The 16,395-nt window shown below is 64.6% G+C and carries 15 protein-coding genes; 7 read left to right on the top strand and 8 right to left on the bottom strand.

All coding sequences use genetic code 11. The annotated features are described in order from the left end of the window. Positions 1–109 precede the first annotated feature (109 nt). The 8 genes from RO069_RS10180 to RO069_RS10145 all read right to left on the bottom strand — a co-directional run bounded on the left by RO069_RS10180 (position 110) and on the right by RO069_RS10145 (position 7,776). Complete coding sequence (locus RO069_RS10180; RefSeq protein ID WP_328187254.1) at positions 110–613, bottom strand: ureidoglycolate lyase; 504 nt, start codon at positions 611–613, stop codon at positions 110–112. Then, positions 610–1,638 carry an allantoicase gene (gene alc, locus RO069_RS10175; RefSeq protein ID WP_328187252.1) on the bottom strand — a complete coding sequence of 343 codons (1,029 nt, stop codon included), beginning with the start codon at positions 1,636–1,638 and terminating at the stop codon, positions 610–612. Before alc ends, RO069_RS10180 begins: the two co-directional genes overlap by 4 nt. Then, positions 1,635–2,594: an allantoinase PuuE gene (gene puuE, locus RO069_RS10170; RefSeq protein ID WP_328187250.1), complete on the bottom strand. Its 960-nt coding sequence runs from the start codon at positions 2,592–2,594 to the stop codon at positions 1,635–1,637. The genes alc and puuE overlap by 4 nt, the downstream gene beginning before the upstream one ends. Further along, positions 2,591–3,280 carry a TetR/AcrR family transcriptional regulator gene (locus tag RO069_RS10165; RefSeq protein ID WP_328187248.1) on the bottom strand — a complete coding sequence of 230 codons (690 nt, stop codon included), beginning with the start codon at positions 3,278–3,280 and terminating at the stop codon, positions 2,591–2,593. The genes puuE and RO069_RS10165 overlap by 4 nt, the downstream gene beginning before the upstream one ends. Positions 3,281–3,349: 69 nt before the next feature. Next, entirely contained in the window at positions 3,350–4,126 is a 777-nt protein-coding gene (locus RO069_RS10160; protein WP_328187246.1) for an outer membrane protein OmpK, read from the bottom strand. 99 nt (positions 4,127–4,225) lie between these two features. Beyond that, on the bottom strand, positions 4,226–5,146 hold the full coding sequence (locus RO069_RS10155; protein ID WP_328187245.1) for an ABC transporter permease: 921 nt from the start codon (positions 5,144–5,146) through the stop codon (positions 4,226–4,228). Between the two features lies 1 nt (position 5,147). Next, on the bottom strand, positions 5,148–6,254 hold the full coding sequence (locus RO069_RS10150) for an ABC transporter permease (RefSeq protein ID WP_328187244.1): 1,107 nt from the start codon (positions 6,252–6,254) through the stop codon (positions 5,148–5,150). Further along, positions 6,241–7,776 (bottom strand): ABC transporter ATP-binding protein, encoded by a 1,536-nt coding sequence (locus RO069_RS10145; protein ID WP_328187242.1) that lies wholly within the window; start codon positions 7,774–7,776, stop codon positions 6,241–6,243. Before RO069_RS10145 ends, RO069_RS10150 begins: the two co-directional genes overlap by 14 nt. A 238-nt stretch (positions 7,777–8,014) precedes the next feature. Here RO069_RS10145 and xdhA point away from each other — a divergent pair, with 238 nt between their 5' ends. Genes xdhA through RO069_RS10110 form a run of 7 tightly spaced genes read left to right on the top strand, consistent with a single transcriptional unit; the run spans position 8,015 to position 16,140 of the window. Further along, positions 8,015–9,478, top strand: a complete 1,464-nt coding sequence (xdhA, locus tag RO069_RS10140; protein ID WP_328187240.1) for a xanthine dehydrogenase small subunit — start codon at positions 8,015–8,017, stop codon at positions 9,476–9,478. Further along, entirely contained in the window at positions 9,471–11,825 is a 2,355-nt protein-coding gene (gene xdhB / locus RO069_RS10135; RefSeq protein ID WP_328187238.1) for a xanthine dehydrogenase molybdopterin binding subunit, read from the top strand. Before xdhA ends, xdhB begins: the two co-directional genes overlap by 8 nt. Then, entirely contained in the window at positions 11,825–12,715 is an 891-nt protein-coding gene (gene xdhC, locus RO069_RS10130; RefSeq protein WP_328187236.1) for a xanthine dehydrogenase accessory protein XdhC, read from the top strand. The genes xdhB and xdhC overlap by 1 nt, the downstream gene beginning before the upstream one ends. Beyond that, positions 12,705–13,205 carry a 2-oxo-4-hydroxy-4-carboxy-5-ureidoimidazoline decarboxylase gene (gene uraD / locus RO069_RS10125; protein ID WP_328187234.1) on the top strand — a complete coding sequence of 167 codons (501 nt, stop codon included), beginning with the start codon at positions 12,705–12,707 and terminating at the stop codon, positions 13,203–13,205. Before xdhC ends, uraD begins: the two co-directional genes overlap by 11 nt. After that, positions 13,202–13,546 carry a hydroxyisourate hydrolase gene (gene uraH, locus RO069_RS10120; RefSeq protein WP_328187232.1) on the top strand — a complete coding sequence of 115 codons (345 nt, stop codon included), beginning with the start codon at positions 13,202–13,204 and terminating at the stop codon, positions 13,544–13,546. The genes uraD and uraH overlap by 4 nt, the downstream gene beginning before the upstream one ends. Before the next feature lie 20 nt (positions 13,547–13,566). Next, positions 13,567–14,943, top strand: coding sequence for a guanine deaminase (gene guaD / locus RO069_RS10115; protein WP_328187338.1), 1,377 nt, complete (start codon positions 13,567–13,569; stop codon positions 14,941–14,943). A 3-nt stretch (positions 14,944–14,946) separates the two neighbouring features. Next, entirely contained in the window at positions 14,947–16,140 is a 1,194-nt protein-coding gene (locus tag RO069_RS10110; protein ID WP_328187231.1) for a urate hydroxylase PuuD, read from the top strand. Positions 16,141–16,395 lie beyond the last annotated feature (255 nt).

Raw genomic sequence — 16,395 nt, 5'->3', positions numbered from 1 at the left:
CTCTCCTCGCACAAGGTCACAGGGGCGTACCAGCGGCAAAGCTGGTGCACCATTTTTGAGTTCCCTATTCTTTTTGTTGGAGGGAGGTTTTTTCCGGCATTGGCAGGGATCAGGACGTTGGCAGTAGCGGTCGCACCGGTGTCGCCAACAGGGTTTCATCGCAGTTGTTACCCGGCCCCTGGCGGTCCACCACCAGGTAGTCGGCATCCGCTTCCAGCGGTAGCAACGGCGCGTGCCAGGTGCCGGCGCGATAGCTCAGGCCCTGGTCGCCCCGGGCCAGGAACACCCGGATGGCGGATTCGTCGAAGTCCCCCGGCGGCGCCACCACCGCCAGGAAGGGCTGGTTGTTGAGGGGCACAAATGCCTGGCTGCCCAGGGGGTGGCGCTCCATCAGGGTGATTTCCAGGGGCTCCAGGGGCTGGCCCCGGAAAATGGACAGGATGGCCCGGGGATCATCGCCCAGCAGCTCCACACCGGCCAGGGCGTGGAACCGTTCGGTGCGGCCCTGGTTGATGGGAAACGACTCGGCGCCGTGGGTATCGATCACCTCGCCAAAGCGGGCGAAGGCCTCCCGGGTCAGGGGTTCCGCGACGATCTCCCGGGGCATGGTCATGACACCGGCTTCCCAAACAGGCGAACCCGGCTGACACCGCCATCCGGAATCATGTTGAAGCGGATATGGGTGATCGGTCCCAGGTCGTTCAGCTCGCTGAATTGGTGGATGTTGTCCGCGGTCAGGGGCTGCTCGTCCATCAGGGTGTGCCAGAACATACTCTGGGTGATCAGGGACCGGGGCGTCGCCGCACCTTCCTGGACACAGGCGGCCTGGATCGAGCAGCCCGCCGGAAAGTTGCCCTTGAAGTGGGCAGTGTCCACCTCGATACGTTCGGCAATACCCTTGTGGCCCAGGGCCAGGATGCACCAGTCGTTACCCGGTTCGCGGCGGCGGCGGGTCTCCCAGCCATCACCCATATTGATGCCCCGGCCCGGACGCAGCAGCTTGCGGGGCTCGCCGTAGTGGGCGTCGCTCCAGGCCTGGTCCACCTGGTCCCCGCCATGCTCCAGGGCCAGCAGGTTGACGGATTCACTGGCTGCCAGGGTGGACCAGTCACAGAACGGCTTGCCGTAGACCCGCAGCCGGGCCAGGCCGCCATCCGGATAGATCTGCACCCGCACATGGGTGAAGGGCTGGTCAGAGGTAATCCCGCAGAAGCAGTGGTCGTTGCCCTTCAGTTCCGTGGCCGGCACCAGGGGCTGCCAGTCACTGTGTTCGTCCGGCTCCCCCGCCGGGCTGAAGCAGGCCTCCAGGGACACCGCCGGGGGAAAGTTGCCGGTGAAGAAGCTGGTATCGAAATCCACCCCCATCAGCACGCCAGGAATCGCCAGGCGCACGATGCACCAGTCATGGCCGGTGGAGCGTCGACGGCGGGTTTCCCAGCCGTCCATCCACTTGCCGTGATCGTCGTAGCGATCCGGGTAGAACACCGGCTGCTCCGGGTTCAGCATACGGTCCCGGGGGCCGAAGAATTCGTCGGTCACCCGGACCACTTCCGCGCCCAGGCTGCCATCCGCCAGGTTCAGGCCCTGGCGGGTAAAGTCGGGCCCCTCAACAAGGGGGGCCACTACTGCATCAGTCATTCGTTGTCTCCGGGGTGATAGGGGTGCACCTGTTTCCAGTGGCGGGCGATATCGATTCGCCGGCACACCCACACCTGCTCATGCTGTTGAATATGGTCGAGAAAGCGCTGCAGTGCCCGGAAGCGACCGGGACGGCCGATAACGCGACAGTGAAGACCCACTGACATCATCTTGGGAGCCTCCGCGCCTTCCTCGTAAAGCACATCAAAACTGTCCTTCAGGTACTGGAAGAACTGCTCGCCGGAGTTGAACCCCTGGGGCGAACAGAAACGCATGTCGTTGGCTTCCAGGGTATAGGGCACGACGAGGTGCGGTTCCTCGGCGCCGTCGCGGGTGGTCACCGTGGTCCAGAACGGCAGGTCGTCGCCGTAGTAGTCACTGTCGTATTCGAAACCGCCCTGCTCCACCACCAGGCGTCGGGTGTTGGGGCTGTCGCGACCGGTGTACCAGCCCAGCGGCGGCGCGCCGGTGAGCTGGGTGTGCTGTTCAATGGCCAGTTCCATGTAGCGGCGCTCTTCCGACTCGCTCATGTCCTGGTAGTGGATCCAGCGCATGCCGTGGCAGGCAATCTCGTGACCGTCGTCGATAAAGGCCTTCACCGCCTCCGGGTTGCGGGCCATGGCCATGGTGACGCCGAAGATGGTCAGCGGCAGTTTCCGCTTGCGGAACTCCTTCAGGATGCGCCAGACCCCGGCCCGGGAGCCGTATTCGTACAACGACTCCATGCTCATGTGCCGGTCGCGATAGGCCTCGGCACCAATAATGTCTGAGAGAAAGGTCTCGGAGTGCTCATCACCGTGCAGCACACAGTTCTCGCCGCCTTCCTCGTAGTTCAGCACAAACTGGACGGCGACGCGGGCGTTACCGGGCCACCGGGCGTGGGGCGGATGTTCGCCGTAGCCCCGCATGTCCCGTGGATACTGCGTGTCTGATGGAAAGGCGTCGGATTCATTCATTGCGGTTTCTCAAGGCCACACCCCCGCAGGATCACATCGGTGAGAAAGTCGGCGGCGTGGTCGAAGTCGCGCTGCTCGTACTCCGCCTTGTTCTCCACCATCAGGATCTGCACCTGGAAGTCGGCATAATGTTGTGTGGATGACCAGATCAGGAAAATCAGTTGCACCGGGTCCACCTCCGCCATGCGGCCTTCGTCGATCCAGTGCTGGATCACCTCGGCCCGTCCGCGAACCCATTCCCGCATGTTGGTGCGCAGGTGGTCCATCAGGAACGGCGCGCCCTGGATAATCTCCATGGCGAACAGCCGCGAGGCCAGCGGGTAGCGGCGGGACATCTCCACCTTGGTGCGGATGAAAGTGGACAGCGCCTCCGCCGGATCGTCCTCCGGCCGGATGTCCGAGAACACCTTGTTCCAGCGCCCGAGGATGTCGTCGAACATGGCGCTGTACATGCGCTTCTTGTTGCTGAAGTAGTAAAGCACATTGGACTTCGGCAACCCCGCCCGTTCGGCGATGTTCTGGATGGTGGCTCCCTTGTAGCCGTGCTGGGCGAACTCTTCCTCGGCCGCTATCAGGATCTTCTCCCGATTCCGTTCCCGTATGCGCCCTGGCCGGTACTTGCGGCCATTGCCGGCTTTCAGGTCCTTGCCGTCAACCGGCGCGTCTGCAACTGGGTTATTGGTCATTCGCGTCTCACTTGTTGTCCATGTGTTCAGGAGTCCGACAGAGCTATTCTGCCGGACTCCCGTGACGGATCAAAAGTGGAATTTCACCAGGGCACTGACAGAGCTCTGAGTGTCGATCAGGGTGTCGTCCAGACCGAACTTGTTGTTCCAGTACTGGTATTCCACACCGGCATACAGAACGCCCGGCTCACCCCAGAAGTTGCTCACGTCCAGCTTGATCTGCGGGGTGAACTGGAACTCGGACTCGTGGTCGCTGGCCGAGGTGGACCAGTCAATGTAGCCATCCACCAGGAACAGGGCCGGGCCGACATTGAAAGGCACACCCCAGGTCACTGTTGTCTGCCAGTCATCGCTGATCTCGCTGTTGTTCACATAGTAGAACGCGGTATTGAAGTAGTTGAAGCCGGGCACGTCCCAGGCCAGCCCAAAACCGGTCATGTAGTTGTTGGCCTCAGTGCCACCACCGAATTCGTACTGCCCCGCCAGCACAACGTCCTTGACCGGGCCAAAGGACAGGTCCTGTCCCGTCAGCCAGCTACCACTGAGGGTAGGTGCGAATTCGCCATAGACTTCATCCGTGCCTTCCAGGTCACCCTGGGGCTGGTCACGGTCGATGAAGAAGAAAGTGCCGCCCCAGTCATGGGCCGTCACATTCTCGAAGGTGAAATAAGTGGCTTCATACTCCATGCCGCCATCACCGCCGGCGTCAAATTCAACACCCTGGTACTGATTGCTGTGGAGGATGGAGATGCTGGACCCGCCGAAGAACTTCTCGGCATGGGCCGCGGGTGCGAAGGAAGCGGCAGCCACGCAGCCGGCGATCAGTGTCTTACGAAATGCATTCATGGTAATACCTCTGTGGTTACAGTCTCTCGGATTACGTTCTTTTTTGGGCATTGTTGGCGCACGGTGGATCGTTATTGTTGGAAGCTTCCTGCTCGGCTCCTAACGGCCAGGCCGATACGGCTGGCCAAGGGAAAGTGGTGTGTTCAATCGGGTCCGGGCCGGGTTCCAGGACAGCAGGATCAGCATCAGGATGGTGACCACGTAGGGCAGCATCGCCAGCAGCTCGGTGGAACTCTTCCAGCCCAGCCCCTGGAGCACCAGGTGCAGGATGCTGGCGGCACCGAACAGGTAGGCCCCCAGCACCACCCGCTCCGGGCGCCAGGTGGCGAACACCACCAGGGCCAGGGCAATCCAGCCACGGCCGGCGGTCATGTTCTCGGTCCACAGCGGGGTATAGGCCAGGGACAGGTAGGCGCCGGCCAACCCTGCCATGCCGCCGCCGAAGGCCACCGCCAGGTAGCGCACCGTCAGTACTTTCAGGCCATTGGCGTTGGCCGCGTCCGGGTCCTCACCCACGGCCCGCAGCAGCAGGCCGCCCCGGGTGTGGCGCAGGAAAAACCAGACACCGGCGAAGGCCACCAGCGACAGGTAGACCAGCGCATCCTGATCAAACAGGACCCGACCGATCACCGGGATATCGCTGAGCAGGGGGATCGCCACACGGGTAAAGCCGTCAATGGACTCACCCACGAAGCCTGCCCCGACAAAGGCACTCAGCCCGGTACCGAAGATGGTCAACGCCAGCCCGGCGGCATACTGGTTCGCCGCCAGGGTCACCGCCATGAAGGCGAACAGCAGCGACATGGCGATGCCGGCCAGGATCGCGGCAACCACCCCCACCAACAGGCTGCCACTGGTCAGGGTGGCTACGAACCCGGCAACGGCACCCATCAGCATCATGCCCTCCTGCCCCAGGTTAAGGACGCCGGAGCGCTCGCAGATCAGCTCGCCCAGGGCCACCAGCAGCAGGGGCGTGCCCGCCACCACGGTGGCGGCCAGTACATTGGTCAGCAGTTCCATGTCAGGCCTCCTGGGTGGCAGCGCTGGCTGCAACGGGGGTGGATTGTCGTACCGGCTGCTTCAGGCGGAGGCGGTAGTGGATAAAGGCATCGCAGGTCAGCAGGTAGAACAGCAGCAACCCCTGGAACAGTCCGGTGGTGGCCTTGGGCATGTTCATGGCGATCTGCAGCATCTCGCCGCCGATAAAAGTCAGCGCCAGCAGGGCACTGGCGGCGATGATACCCAATGCGTGCATGCGCCCCAGGAACACCACGATGATGGCGGTGTAGCCATAGCCGGGTGACACTTGCGGCACCAGCTGGCCGATGGGGCCGGTCACTTCCGAGGCCCCGGCCAGGCCGGCAGTGGCGCCCCCCACCAGGAAGGCGAACCAGGTCAGGCGGCGGGCGCCAAAACCGGCGAAGGCGGCGGCGCGCTGATCCTGCCCCACCACATTGAGCTGAAAACCGATAAAGCTGCGGGCGAACAGCACCCACACGGCCACGGCCGCAAGCACTCCGAAGGCCAGCCCCAGGTGTAGGCGGGTACCGGGAATCAGGTCCGGCAACAGGGCGGATTCCGCAAACATCACCGACTGGGGGAAGCCAAAGCCGTACGGGTCCTTCAGGGGACCATGAACCGTGAACAGCAGCAGGTTCAGGGCGATGTAGTTGAGCATGATGGTGGTGAGGATTTCATTGCAGTTCAGGTGGGTCTTCAGACCGGCGGCAATGGCCGACCACAGCATGCCCGCGATGACGCCCGCCACCAGCACCAGCGGCAGCACCCAGAAACCGGAGGCATCCACCAGTTGCACGGCCACCACGCTGGCGCCCAGGGCCCCCATCAGGAAGTGCCCCTCGGCGCCGATGTTCCATAGTTTGGCCCGGTAACAGACCGTCAGGCCCGCCGCACACAGCAGCAGCGGTGCCATCTTCAGGCCCAGCTCGGCCAGGCCGATCAGGTCGCTGATGGGAGTAATAAAGAAGAACCTGAGGCCTTCCACCGGGTCCTTGCCCATGGCCAGGAACAGGAAGAAGCCGGTGATCACGGTCAGCACCAGGGCAAGCACCGGGGACGTCCAGCGCATCAGGGCCGAGTCAACGGGGCGTCGCTCAAGCAGCAGCATGGGTCGCCTCCCCGTTGTCGAAACCGCCGGCCATCCATTCGCCCAGTTGTTCGATGGTCAGGTCCGCCGTTGGTGCCAGGGGCGACAGGCGGCCGTTGCAGATGGCCCCGATGCGACCACAGAGCTGGAACAGCTCGTCCAGGTCCTCGGAGATGAGCAGGATCGAGGCGCCCTCATCCCGCAGGCGTACCAGCGCTTCGTGGATCGCCACCGCCGAGCCCACATCCACGCCCCAGGTGGGGTGGGACGCCACCAGCAGTTTCGGGTTCTGGAGGGCTTCACGGCCAATAATGTATTTCTGCAGGTTGCCGCCGGACAGGCTGGCCGCGGTGCTGTCCTCACCGGTGCAGCGCACGCCGAACTGGCGGATCACCTCACGGGAGAACTCGCGAACCTTGCCGAAGCGGATCATGCCCCGCTCCACCAGCCTCTGACTGGACGCGGTCAGCAGGGCATTCTCCGCCAGGGTCATGCCCGGCACCGCCCCTCGCCCCAGGCGCTCCTCCGGCACAATGGCGACGCCAAGCCTGCGACGCTGATCCGGCTTCAGGGCGCCAATGCCCACGCCGCCGAACGACAGGCTGTCCCGGGCCGAACGGATCTCTCCAGACAGTGCCTTGAGCAACTCATCCTGGCCGTTGCCCGCCACACCGGCAATGCCAACAATCTCGCCCTGATGCAGGTCGAGGTTGATGTGTTTCAGACTGGTGCCGAACGGGTCGCCGCTTTGCCAACTCAGGTCACGAACCTCAAGCAGCACGTCGCCGGCTTCCGCAGCCGCCACCCGGGTGGAAATCGGGGTATCGTCACCCACCATCAGGCGGGCAATCTCGGCGGCGGACACCTCCGCCGGTTTGCAGTCGCCACTGACCCGACCCTGGCGCAGCACCGTGGCGTTGTGACAGAGCGCCCGCACCTCCTCCAGCTTGTGGCTGATAAAGAGAATGCTGCAGCCCTCCTTCGCCAGTTGTCGCAGCGTGGCGAACAGGTCCGCCACCTCCTGTGGGGTCAGCACCGAGGTGGGCTCGTCCAGGATCAGCAGGGTGCTCTCCTGGATCAGGCAGCGCACAATCTCCACCCGCTGGCGTTCGCCCACGGACAGGGTGCTGACATAGCGCCGGGGGTCCAGGGCCATGCCGTAGCGCTCCGATACCTCACGAATGCGGCGATCCAGTTCGCCACGATTGCGGGCCTCTTCCGGCGGCAGGCCCAGGGCAATGTTCTCGGCCACGGTGAGGGTCTCGAACAGGGAGAAGTGCTGGAACACCATGCCAATGCCCATCTCCCGGGCCTGGGCCGGGCTGGTGACCCGCACCGGGTGGCCATTCCAGGTCATGGTGCCCGCATCCGGCTGCACCACGCCGTAGATCACCTTCATCAGGGTGCTCTTGCCAGCACCGTTCTCGCCCAGCAGCGCATGGATCTCCCCGGCTTCCACCGTGAGATCAATACCGTCGTTGGCCCGGCAGCCCGGGTATTCCTTGACGATGTTTTCCAGTTTCAGACGTAGCGCCGCAGTCATACACAGCCTCTGGTTCATTCCACATTCCGGCCTGGCCAATTTCATAAACTGACCAACCAATCAACATTTCCAGGCTGAGCAATATGCTTGCCAATCGTTAATAAAAACTGAAAAAACTGGAAATGAACCAATTGGTCAGATTTTTGCAGAATCGGGCGTAGAAGCTGCGAAAACCCTGTCTATAGTGAAAGGCAGTAGCCCGCGAAATACCGCAAATAGCCCATAAGCGGAGAGAGCCGTGATTGAATTCCTTCTTAACGGTCAAATGGAAAAAGTTGACCAGGTCGACCCAAATTTGAGCATCCTGGAGTGGTTGCGCACCAAAATGCGACTCACCGGCACCAAGGAGGGCTGCGCCTCCGGTGACTGTGGTGCCTGCACGGTCATCACGGGAACCCCTGACCGGGATGGCAACATCCAGTACGAGGCCATCAACAGCTGTATCAGCCTGCTGGGCAGCCTGCACGGCAAGGAGCTGATCACCGTGGACGCTTTCCAGCAGGAACCGGGCCACCCGGTGCAGCGCGCCATGATGGAGAAGTACGGTGCCCAGTGCGGGTTCTGCACACCGGGCATCGTGATGTCGCTGATCGCCCTGCATGCCCATAAGGAAGGCATGGACCCGAACGACCACCAGCTGCTGGAAGCCCTGTCCGGCAACCTGTGCCGTTGCACCGGCTACCGCCCGATCATCGACGCCGGTCGCCAGGCCCTGGTGCAGGAGTGGACGCCGGAGCCATCCCACCCCGCCGCCAGCCTGTGTGGCACGAGCGCCAACCCCGAACTGGCGGGCATTCCGGGTGGCAGCGTCTCGTCCGGCACGACGGACGGTCTCCGCTACGACGCCCCCGCCACCCTGGCCGAGCTGCGGGAGCTGCGCCGTAACTTCCCCGAGTCCCGACTGGTGGCTGGCAGCACCGACCTGGCCCTGGAAATTACCCAGCAACTGAAGACACTGCCGCACCTGATCAGCGTGGAACGGGTCGATGAACTGAAAGGCTGTGCACAGGAAGGGGATGAACTGGTCATCGGCGCCGCCGCCACCTACCAGCAGTTCCGTGGCCCGCTATCAAAGCTGTGGCCGGCCTTCGACCCCATGGTGGAACGCCTGGGCTCCCTGCAGATCCGCAACCGGGGCACCCTGGGGGGCAATATCGCCAACGCCTCCCCCATCGGTGACATGCCCCCGCCGCTGATAGCGCTGGGCGCCACCCTGGTGCTGGACGGCCCGGAGGGCGAACGTCGCCTGCCCCTGGAGGACTTCTTCCACGGCTACAAGCAGACCGACCTGAAAGCGGGCGAATTCGTACATTCGGTTCGGGTGCCTGTCCCTGCGGCCAACGAACAGCTTTATATCTACAAGATCTCCAAGCGGCTGGATGACGACATTTCCGCCGTACTGGGTGCCTTCCGCCTGACCGTGGACAACGGCGTGGTGGCGGACTGCCGGCTGGCCTTCGGCGGCATGGCCGCCACCCCGGCCCGGGCCCATAAGGCCGAGGCCGCCCTGAAAGGCCAGCCCTGGAACGAGGCCAGCGTGGCCGCCGCGATCACCGCCCTGGCCAGTGACTTCTCACCGCTGACCGACGTGCGCGCCTCCGCCGCCTACCGCCTGCAGGTGGCCGGCAACCTGCTGCGCCGGGCACTGCTGGCCTCAGACGCCAACACCAGCGAACCCCTGATGGTGACCGACTATGCGTAAACTGCCCCTGAACACCCCGACGCCGGCCCACAGCGCCCGCGGCCTGGCCGGCCACAGCGCCCACCACGACAGCGCCTGGAAACACGTCAGCGGCCAGGCCCGCTATATCGACGACCTGCCCATGCCGGAGGCGCTATTGCACGCCGCCGTGGGCCACAGCGAACAGGCCCACGCCCGCATCCTGTCCATGGACCTGGAGGCCGTGCGGGCCTGTCCCGGCGTGGTGGCCGTGATCACCGCGAAGGAGGTCCCCGGCCACCTGGATATCGGCCCGGTGTTCCCCGGCGACCCGGTACTGGCGGACAACATCGTGGAACACATCGGCCAGCCCATCTTCGCCGTGGCCGCCACCAGCCACGAGGCCGCCCGCAAGGCGGCACGACTGGCGAAGGTGGAGTACGAACCGCTGGATGCCGTGGTTACGGTAGAACAGGCCCTGGAGAAACAGCTCTTTGTCCGCCCCAGCCATACCCAGCAACGGGGCGAGCCGGACAAGGCCCTGGCGGAAGCCCCCAACCGTCTTAAGGGCGAGCAACACGTGGGCGGCCAGGAGCACTTCTACCTGGAAGGCCAGGCCTGCCTGGTGGAGCCCACCGAAGACGGCGGCATGTTCGTGCACACCTCCAGCCAGCATCCCTCGGAGGTGCAAAAACTGGTGGCGGAAGTGCTGGGCCTGCCCATCCACGAAGTGCAGGCGGAGGTGCGCCGCATGGGTGGCGGCTTCGGCGGCAAGGAGACCCAGGCGGCGCCCCTGGCCTGCGTGGCGGCACTATTGGCCCACGCCACCCGGCGACCGGTACGGTACCGGCTGTCCCGGGCGGACGACATGGTGCAGACCGGCAAGCGCCACGACTTCTACAACACCTACGACATCGGCTTCGATGACGACGGCCTGATCCGGGGTGCCGACCTCATGGTCGCCGGGCGCTGCGGCTACTCCCCGGACCTGTCCGACGCCATTGTCGACCGCGCCATGTTCCACGCCGACAACGCCTATTACCTGGACCAGGCCCGGGTGGTGGGCCACCGCTGCAAGACCCATACGGTGTCCAACACCGCCTTCCGGGGCTTTGGTGGCCCCCAGGGCATGATGATCATCGAGCAGGCCATGGACGACATCGCCCGCCACCTGGGCCGGGACCCGCTGGATATCCGCAAGCTCAACCTCTACCGGCCCGGGCGCGACACCACCCACTACGGCCAGACCGTGGAGCAGCATGTACTGGCGGAACTGATGGAAACCCTGGAAACCAGTTCCGACTACCGCCAGCGCCGGGCGGAGATCACCGCCTACAACCGCACCAGCCCGGTCCTGAAACGGGGCCTGGCCCTGACCCCGGTGAAATTCGGCATCTCCTTCACCGCCAAGCACCTGAACCAGGCCGGCGCGCTGGTGCACATCTACACCGACGGCAGCATCGTGGTGAACCACGGCGGCACCGAAATGGGCCAGGGGCTGTACATCAAGGTGGCCCAGGTGGTGGCCTCCGCCTTCCAGGTGGACCTGGAACGGGTGAAAGTCTCCGCCACCCGCACCGACAAGGTGTCCAACACCTCGCCCACCGCTGCGTCCTCCGGGTCCGACCTGAACGGCATGGCGGCACTGGATGCCTGCGAGAAAATCCTGGACGGGCTGGTGGACTTCGCCTCGAAACACTGGGCCACCCCGGCGGAGGACATCACCTTCTCCGACAACCAGGTGATCATCGGCGGCCTCGCGGTACCCTGGGAGACCTTTATCCAGACCGCCTACATGAACCGCATTCCCCTGTGGTCCTCCGGCTTCTACGCCACCCCCAAGATCCACTATGACCCGGAGACCGGCACCGGCCGGCCGTTCCTCTACTACGCTAATGGTGCCGCCTGCTCCGAGGTGGTGGTGGACACCCTCACCGGCGAGTACCGGGTGATGCGCACCGACATCCTCCACGATGTGGGCCGCTCCCTGAACCCGGAGATCGACATCGGCCAGATCGAGGGCGGTTTCGTGCAGGGCATGGGCTGGCTGACCACCGAGGAACTGGTGTACAGCGACGAGGGCCGGCTGCTGACCACCGGCCCCGCCACCTACAAGATCCCGGCGGTGTCCGACTGCCCGCCGGACCTGCGCGTGGCCCTGCTGCCCCAGAGCCCGAACCGGGAAGCCACCGTATTCCATTCCAAGGCCGTGGGCGAACCGCCGCTGATGCTGGGCATTGCCGTATGGAGCGCCCTGCGGGATGCGGTGGCCAGCCTCACCGACTATCGCTTCAGCCCGCCCCTGGACACCCCGGCGACACCGGAACGGGTGCTGGGCGCTGTCACCGCCGGCCAGCATTGGCTGGCCCAACAGAAGGAGACCGCGTGATGGAAAAGCGACTGAACTGGTACCAGGCCGTGGCCCACTGCGAGGACCGGGGCGAACCCTACGTGCTGGTCACCGTGCTGGGGGTGACCGGCTCGGTACCCCGGGAGCCCGCCAGCAAGATGGTGGTCACCGGCGAACACAGCTACGACACCATCGGCGGCGGCCACCTGGAATACCGTATCTGCCAGCAGGCCCGGGAGCGACTGGCGAAGCAGGACTACACCAGCGAGCTGGCCCACTTCCCGTTGGGCGCGAGCCTGGGCCAGTGCTGCGGCGGTAGCGTGTCGGTACTGATCGAGGCGCACCCGGGCTGTGAACAGGAACTGGTGATCTTCGGCGCCGGCCATGTGGCCCGGGCCCTGGTCACCATCCTCGGGGACCTGCCCTGGCGCATCACCTGGGTGGACGAGCGGGCGGACCAGTTCCCCGCCGAGGTGCCCGCCAATGTGCGCATCCACCACACCGATGACCCGGTGGGAGACGCCCCGGCCCTGTGCGCCGGTAAGCAGGTGCTGATCCTGACCCACAACCACCAGCTGGATTTCGACCTGTGCCGCACCCTGCTGACGGCAGGAGACTGCGCCGGCATCGGCCTGATCGGCTCCGACACCAAGGCGGAGCGCTTCCGCCAGCGGCTGGAGCACCGGGGCTTCAGCCCGGACCAGATCGCCACCATCCGCTGCCCGGTAGGCCGTTCCGACATCCCCGGCAAGCGCCCCATGGAAGTGGCCGTGTCCATCAGCGCCGAACTGCTGAGCCTGACCGCCAGCACGGACCAGACCGCCACCCGCCGCGGCCTGCCATGGAAGGAACTGAAAGGCCTGATCCAGAACACCGACACCGATCAGCAATCTGAGCCATCCAAAAAGAGAAGCCCGAATGAGTCTTGAGGAACTGAACACCCTGCCCCGTGACCAGGCCGAAGCCCGCTTCCGTGACTGCTGCGCGGCAAGGCCCTGGGTACAGGGCATGGTGGACAACCGCCCCTACGCCAGCCGTAAAGCCATGATGGAACAGAGCCAGCGCCTGTGGCCCACCCTCACCGAAAGTGACTGGCTGCAGGCCTTCGAGGCCCACCCGAAAATCGGCGACGTGGACAGCCTGCGCCGCAAATACGCCAGCACCAAGGCCCTGGCCAGCGGCGAACAGGCCGGCGCCCGCCAGGCCCCGGAAGCCGTGCTGCGACGCCTGAAGGCGGATAACGACGCCTACCAGCAGAAGTTCGGCTTTATTTTCATCGTCTGCGCCACCGGCAAGTCCGCCGAGGAAATGCTCGAGCTGCTGGAAGCCCGCCTGCCCAACACCCGCGAGCAGGAAATCGCAAACGCCGCCCGGGAACAGGCCAAGATCACCGAACTACGACTGGAGAAACTGGCATGACCGCAAAGAGCCCCATCACCACCCATATCCTGGACCTGGGCGGTGGTCGACCCGCCGCCGGTGTGGCGGTCTCCCTCTACAAGGTGCTGCGCGGCAGGGAGACCCTGATCGCCGAAGGCATCACCGACGACGACGGTCGCATCACGGACTGGTTCGACACCGCCATCGAGCAAGGCCATTACCGGCTCACCTTCGAGACCGGCGCCTGGTACCGGCAGCACGGGCTGGACACCTTCTTCCCGCAGGTAAGCCTGGACTTCCAGGTGTCCGACACCAACGCCCACTACCACGTCCCCCTGCTGCTGAATCAGTGGGGCTACTCAACCTACCGGGGGAGCTGATGACCGACACCAACACCCGCCTGCCCGAAGGCTGTGAAGCCCACCGGGGCGCCCTGCTCCACTTCCTGGACGATCCGGGCAACGCCCCCGATCCCGTCGATGGCAGCCTGGAATACGTCGAAGACGGTCTGCTGGTGGTCCACAACGGCAAGGTGGTCACCACCGGCCAGGCCAGCGACCTGTTGCCCCGCCTGCCCGCCGGCACCCCGGTCACCCACTGGGACCAGCGCCTACTGGTACCCGGCTTTATCGACACCCACGTGCACATGCCGCAACTGGGGGTGATGGCCAGCTACGGCACGCAGCTGCTGGACTGGCTGGAGACCTACACCTTCCCCCACGAGGCCCGCTTCAGCGATGGCGACTGGGCCCGGGCCGAGGCGCAACGGTTCACCGACCTGCTGCTGGCCCACGGCACCACCTCCGGCTTGGTGTTCTGCACCTCCCACCCCGCCTCGGTGGACGCCCTGTTCGAAGCCGCCGAAAGCCGGGGCATGGGCCTGACAGCCGGCAAGGTGATGATGGATCGCCACGCCCCGGACAACCTCACCGACACCACCCAGGGCAGCTATGACGACAGCCTGGCGCTGTTACAGAAGTGGCATGGCCGTGGCCGACAACGCTACGCCATCACCCCGCGCTTTGCCGCCACCTCCACGCCGGAGCAACTGACCCTGGCCGGCAAACTGGCCAAGGACCACCCGGACGTGATGGTACAGACCCACTGGGCCGAGAACACCGGCGAGATCCAGTGGATCAGCGAACTCTTCCCGGACCGCCACAGCTACCTGGACGTGTACGACCACTACGGCCTGCTGGGGGAGCACACGGTGCTGGCCCACGGCATCCATATTGATGACCGGGACCGCCAGCGGCTGGCCGAGACCGGCACCCGCATTGCCTTCTGCCCCACCTCCAACACCTTTCTGGGCAGCGGCCTGTTCGACTTCCGCAGTGCCCGGGAGGCTGACGTCACCGTGGGCCTGGCCTCCGACGTGGGCGGTGGCACCAGTCTGTCGATGCTGGCCACCATGGCCGAGGCCTACAAGGTCTGCCGCCTGCGGGGCCAGACCCTGACGCCCTGGCAGGCCTTCTACCTGGCCACCCTGGGTAACGCCCGGGTGCTGCACCAGGCGGAGCAGACCGGCAGCTTCCGGCCCGGTCGCCATGCCGACTTCGTGGTGCTTGACCAGGGCGCCACACCCGCCCTGGACATGAAGCAGGCCTATACCAACACCCTGGCCGAAACCCTGTTCAGCCTGATGATCCTGGGGGACGACCGGGTCATCGCCGCCACCGCCGTGGCCGGCGAGGTCCGTTACCGGCGACCGGGTGATGCCCCGCTCTCCACCGCGAGCGACACCCCAAAACCCACCTCCCCCGACCAAGGAGTCTGATTGATGGAAGCTTACCTCAGCGAGTGGCTCGCCCTGATGGTCCGCTGGTTTCATGTGATTGCCGGGGTCGCCTGGATCGGCGCCTCGTTCTACTTCATCTGGCTGGACAACCACCTGCGGGAACCGCCGGAGTGGAAGAAGCAGGAAGGCATCAAGGGGGATCTGTGGGCCATCCACGGGGGCGGCGTCTACGAGGTGGCCAAGTACAAACTGGGCCCGAAAAAGATGCCGAAGGAACTGCACTGGTTCAAGTGGGAGGCCTACTCAACCCTGCTCAGCGGCCTGGCCCTGCTGTTCGTGGTGTACTACATGGGCTCGCCGGGCTACCTGATCGACCCGGCGAAAGCCGACATCAGCATGGGCGCCGGCATCGCCATCGGCCTGGGCACCCTGATCGGAGTAACCGCGCTCTACGAAGCCCTGATCCGCAGCCCCCTGGCCGACAACGGCAAGGCCTTCGGCCTGGCACTGTTCGCCATCCTGCTGGTGGTGGACTGGGGCCTGTTCCAGGTGTTCTCCGGCCGCGGCGCCTTTATCCACGTGGGGGCGGTGATCGGCACCATCATGGTGGCCAACGTGTTCCTGGGCATCGTGCCGTCCCAGTGGGCGCTGGTGAACGCTCTCAATGAAGGCCGGGAGCCAGACGAGAAGGTAGAAAGGCTGGCCGCCCTGGCCAAGCTGCGCTCCACCCACAACAACTACCTGACCCTGCCGATCATCTTCATCATGATCAGCAACCACTACCCGATGCTGTACGGCCACCCCCACGGCTGGGCCATCCTGGCGGCCATCGGCTTTATCACCGCCTTCACCCGCCACTACTTCAACCTGAAGCACCGGGACATCCACCGGCCCTCCATCCTGCTGGCCTCGTCCATCATGACCGTGACGCTGATCTGGATCGTCGCGCCCACACCCACCACCTCCGCCAGCACGGACAGCGCCGCCGTCAGCGACGAAACCGTAACGCAGATCGTGGAAACCCACTGCGTGGCCTGCCACGCCGAAACACCCACCCAGCCCGGCTTCCAGTCCGCACCGGCGGGCATCAAGCTGGATAACCTGTCACTGCTGGCGGACCATAACGGCAAGGTCAGACAGGCGGCGGTGGATACGCATTACATGCCCTTGGGGAATATGACGGGGATGACGGAGGAGGAGCGGGAGTTGTTGGGGATTTGGTTGAGCGAGCAGTGATCCTTATGAGGACCGGGCAGGTAATCGGCTTTTTGCCTGCCTGGAAGCACAGTCACCTGTTTTGTCACCACCAGGACCACCGGTTACTACGAACCGATGGTTTACCATTCGCCTGGTTTCTTCACGTGGCTCACTGCGATCACTTATCAAACGACTCATAAACTTGTAACACCATACTTCACCGAAAAACCCATAGGGCCCAAATAGGTCAGAAAGTCCCCCACCGCCAACAATAGAAGGCCATAGCCAGGGATG

This window comes from Marinobacter sp. OP 3.4 (genome assembly GCF_036224885.1).
Lineage (GTDB): Bacteria > Pseudomonadota > Gammaproteobacteria > Pseudomonadales > Oleiphilaceae > Marinobacter.
The sequence above is the reverse complement of the archived record's forward strand: the minus strand, read 5'-3'. Positions and strand labels throughout refer to the sequence as shown.

Coding starts and splice junctions, on each gene's coding strand:
- RO069_RS10155 (WP_328187245.1), bottom strand. CDS start 5,146: ATGGAACTGCTGACCAATGTACTGGCCGCCACCGTGGTGGCGGGCACG.
- RO069_RS10160 (WP_328187246.1), bottom strand. CDS start 4,126: ATGAATGCATTTCGTAAGACACTGATCGCCGGCTGCGTGGCTGCCGCT.
- RO069_RS10150 (WP_328187244.1), bottom strand. CDS start 6,254: ATGCTGCTGCTTGAGCGACGCCCCGTTGACTCGGCCCTGATGCGCTGG.
- RO069_RS10165 (WP_328187248.1), bottom strand. CDS start 3,280: ATGACCAATAACCCAGTTGCAGACGCGCCGGTTGACGGCAAGGACCTG.
- RO069_RS10145 (WP_328187242.1), bottom strand. CDS start 7,776: ATGACTGCGGCGCTACGTCTGAAACTGGAAAACATCGTCAAGGAATAC.
- puuE (WP_328187250.1), bottom strand. CDS start 2,594: ATGAATGAATCCGACGCCTTTCCATCAGACACGCAGTATCCACGGGAC.
- RO069_RS10180 (WP_328187254.1), bottom strand. CDS start 613: ATGACCATGCCCCGGGAGATCGTCGCGGAACCCCTGACCCGGGAGGCC.
- uraH (WP_328187232.1), top strand. CDS start 13,202: ATGACCGCAAAGAGCCCCATCACCACCCATATCCTGGACCTGGGCGGT.
- xdhC (WP_328187236.1), top strand. CDS start 11,825: ATGGAAAAGCGACTGAACTGGTACCAGGCCGTGGCCCACTGCGAGGAC.
- uraD (WP_328187234.1), top strand. CDS start 12,705: ATGAGTCTTGAGGAACTGAACACCCTGCCCCGTGACCAGGCCGAAGCC.
- RO069_RS10110 (WP_328187231.1), top strand. CDS start 14,947: ATGGAAGCTTACCTCAGCGAGTGGCTCGCCCTGATGGTCCGCTGGTTT.
- xdhB (WP_328187238.1), top strand. CDS start 9,471: ATGCGTAAACTGCCCCTGAACACCCCGACGCCGGCCCACAGCGCCCGC.
- alc (WP_328187252.1), bottom strand. CDS start 1,638: ATGACTGATGCAGTAGTGGCCCCCCTTGTTGAGGGGCCCGACTTTACC.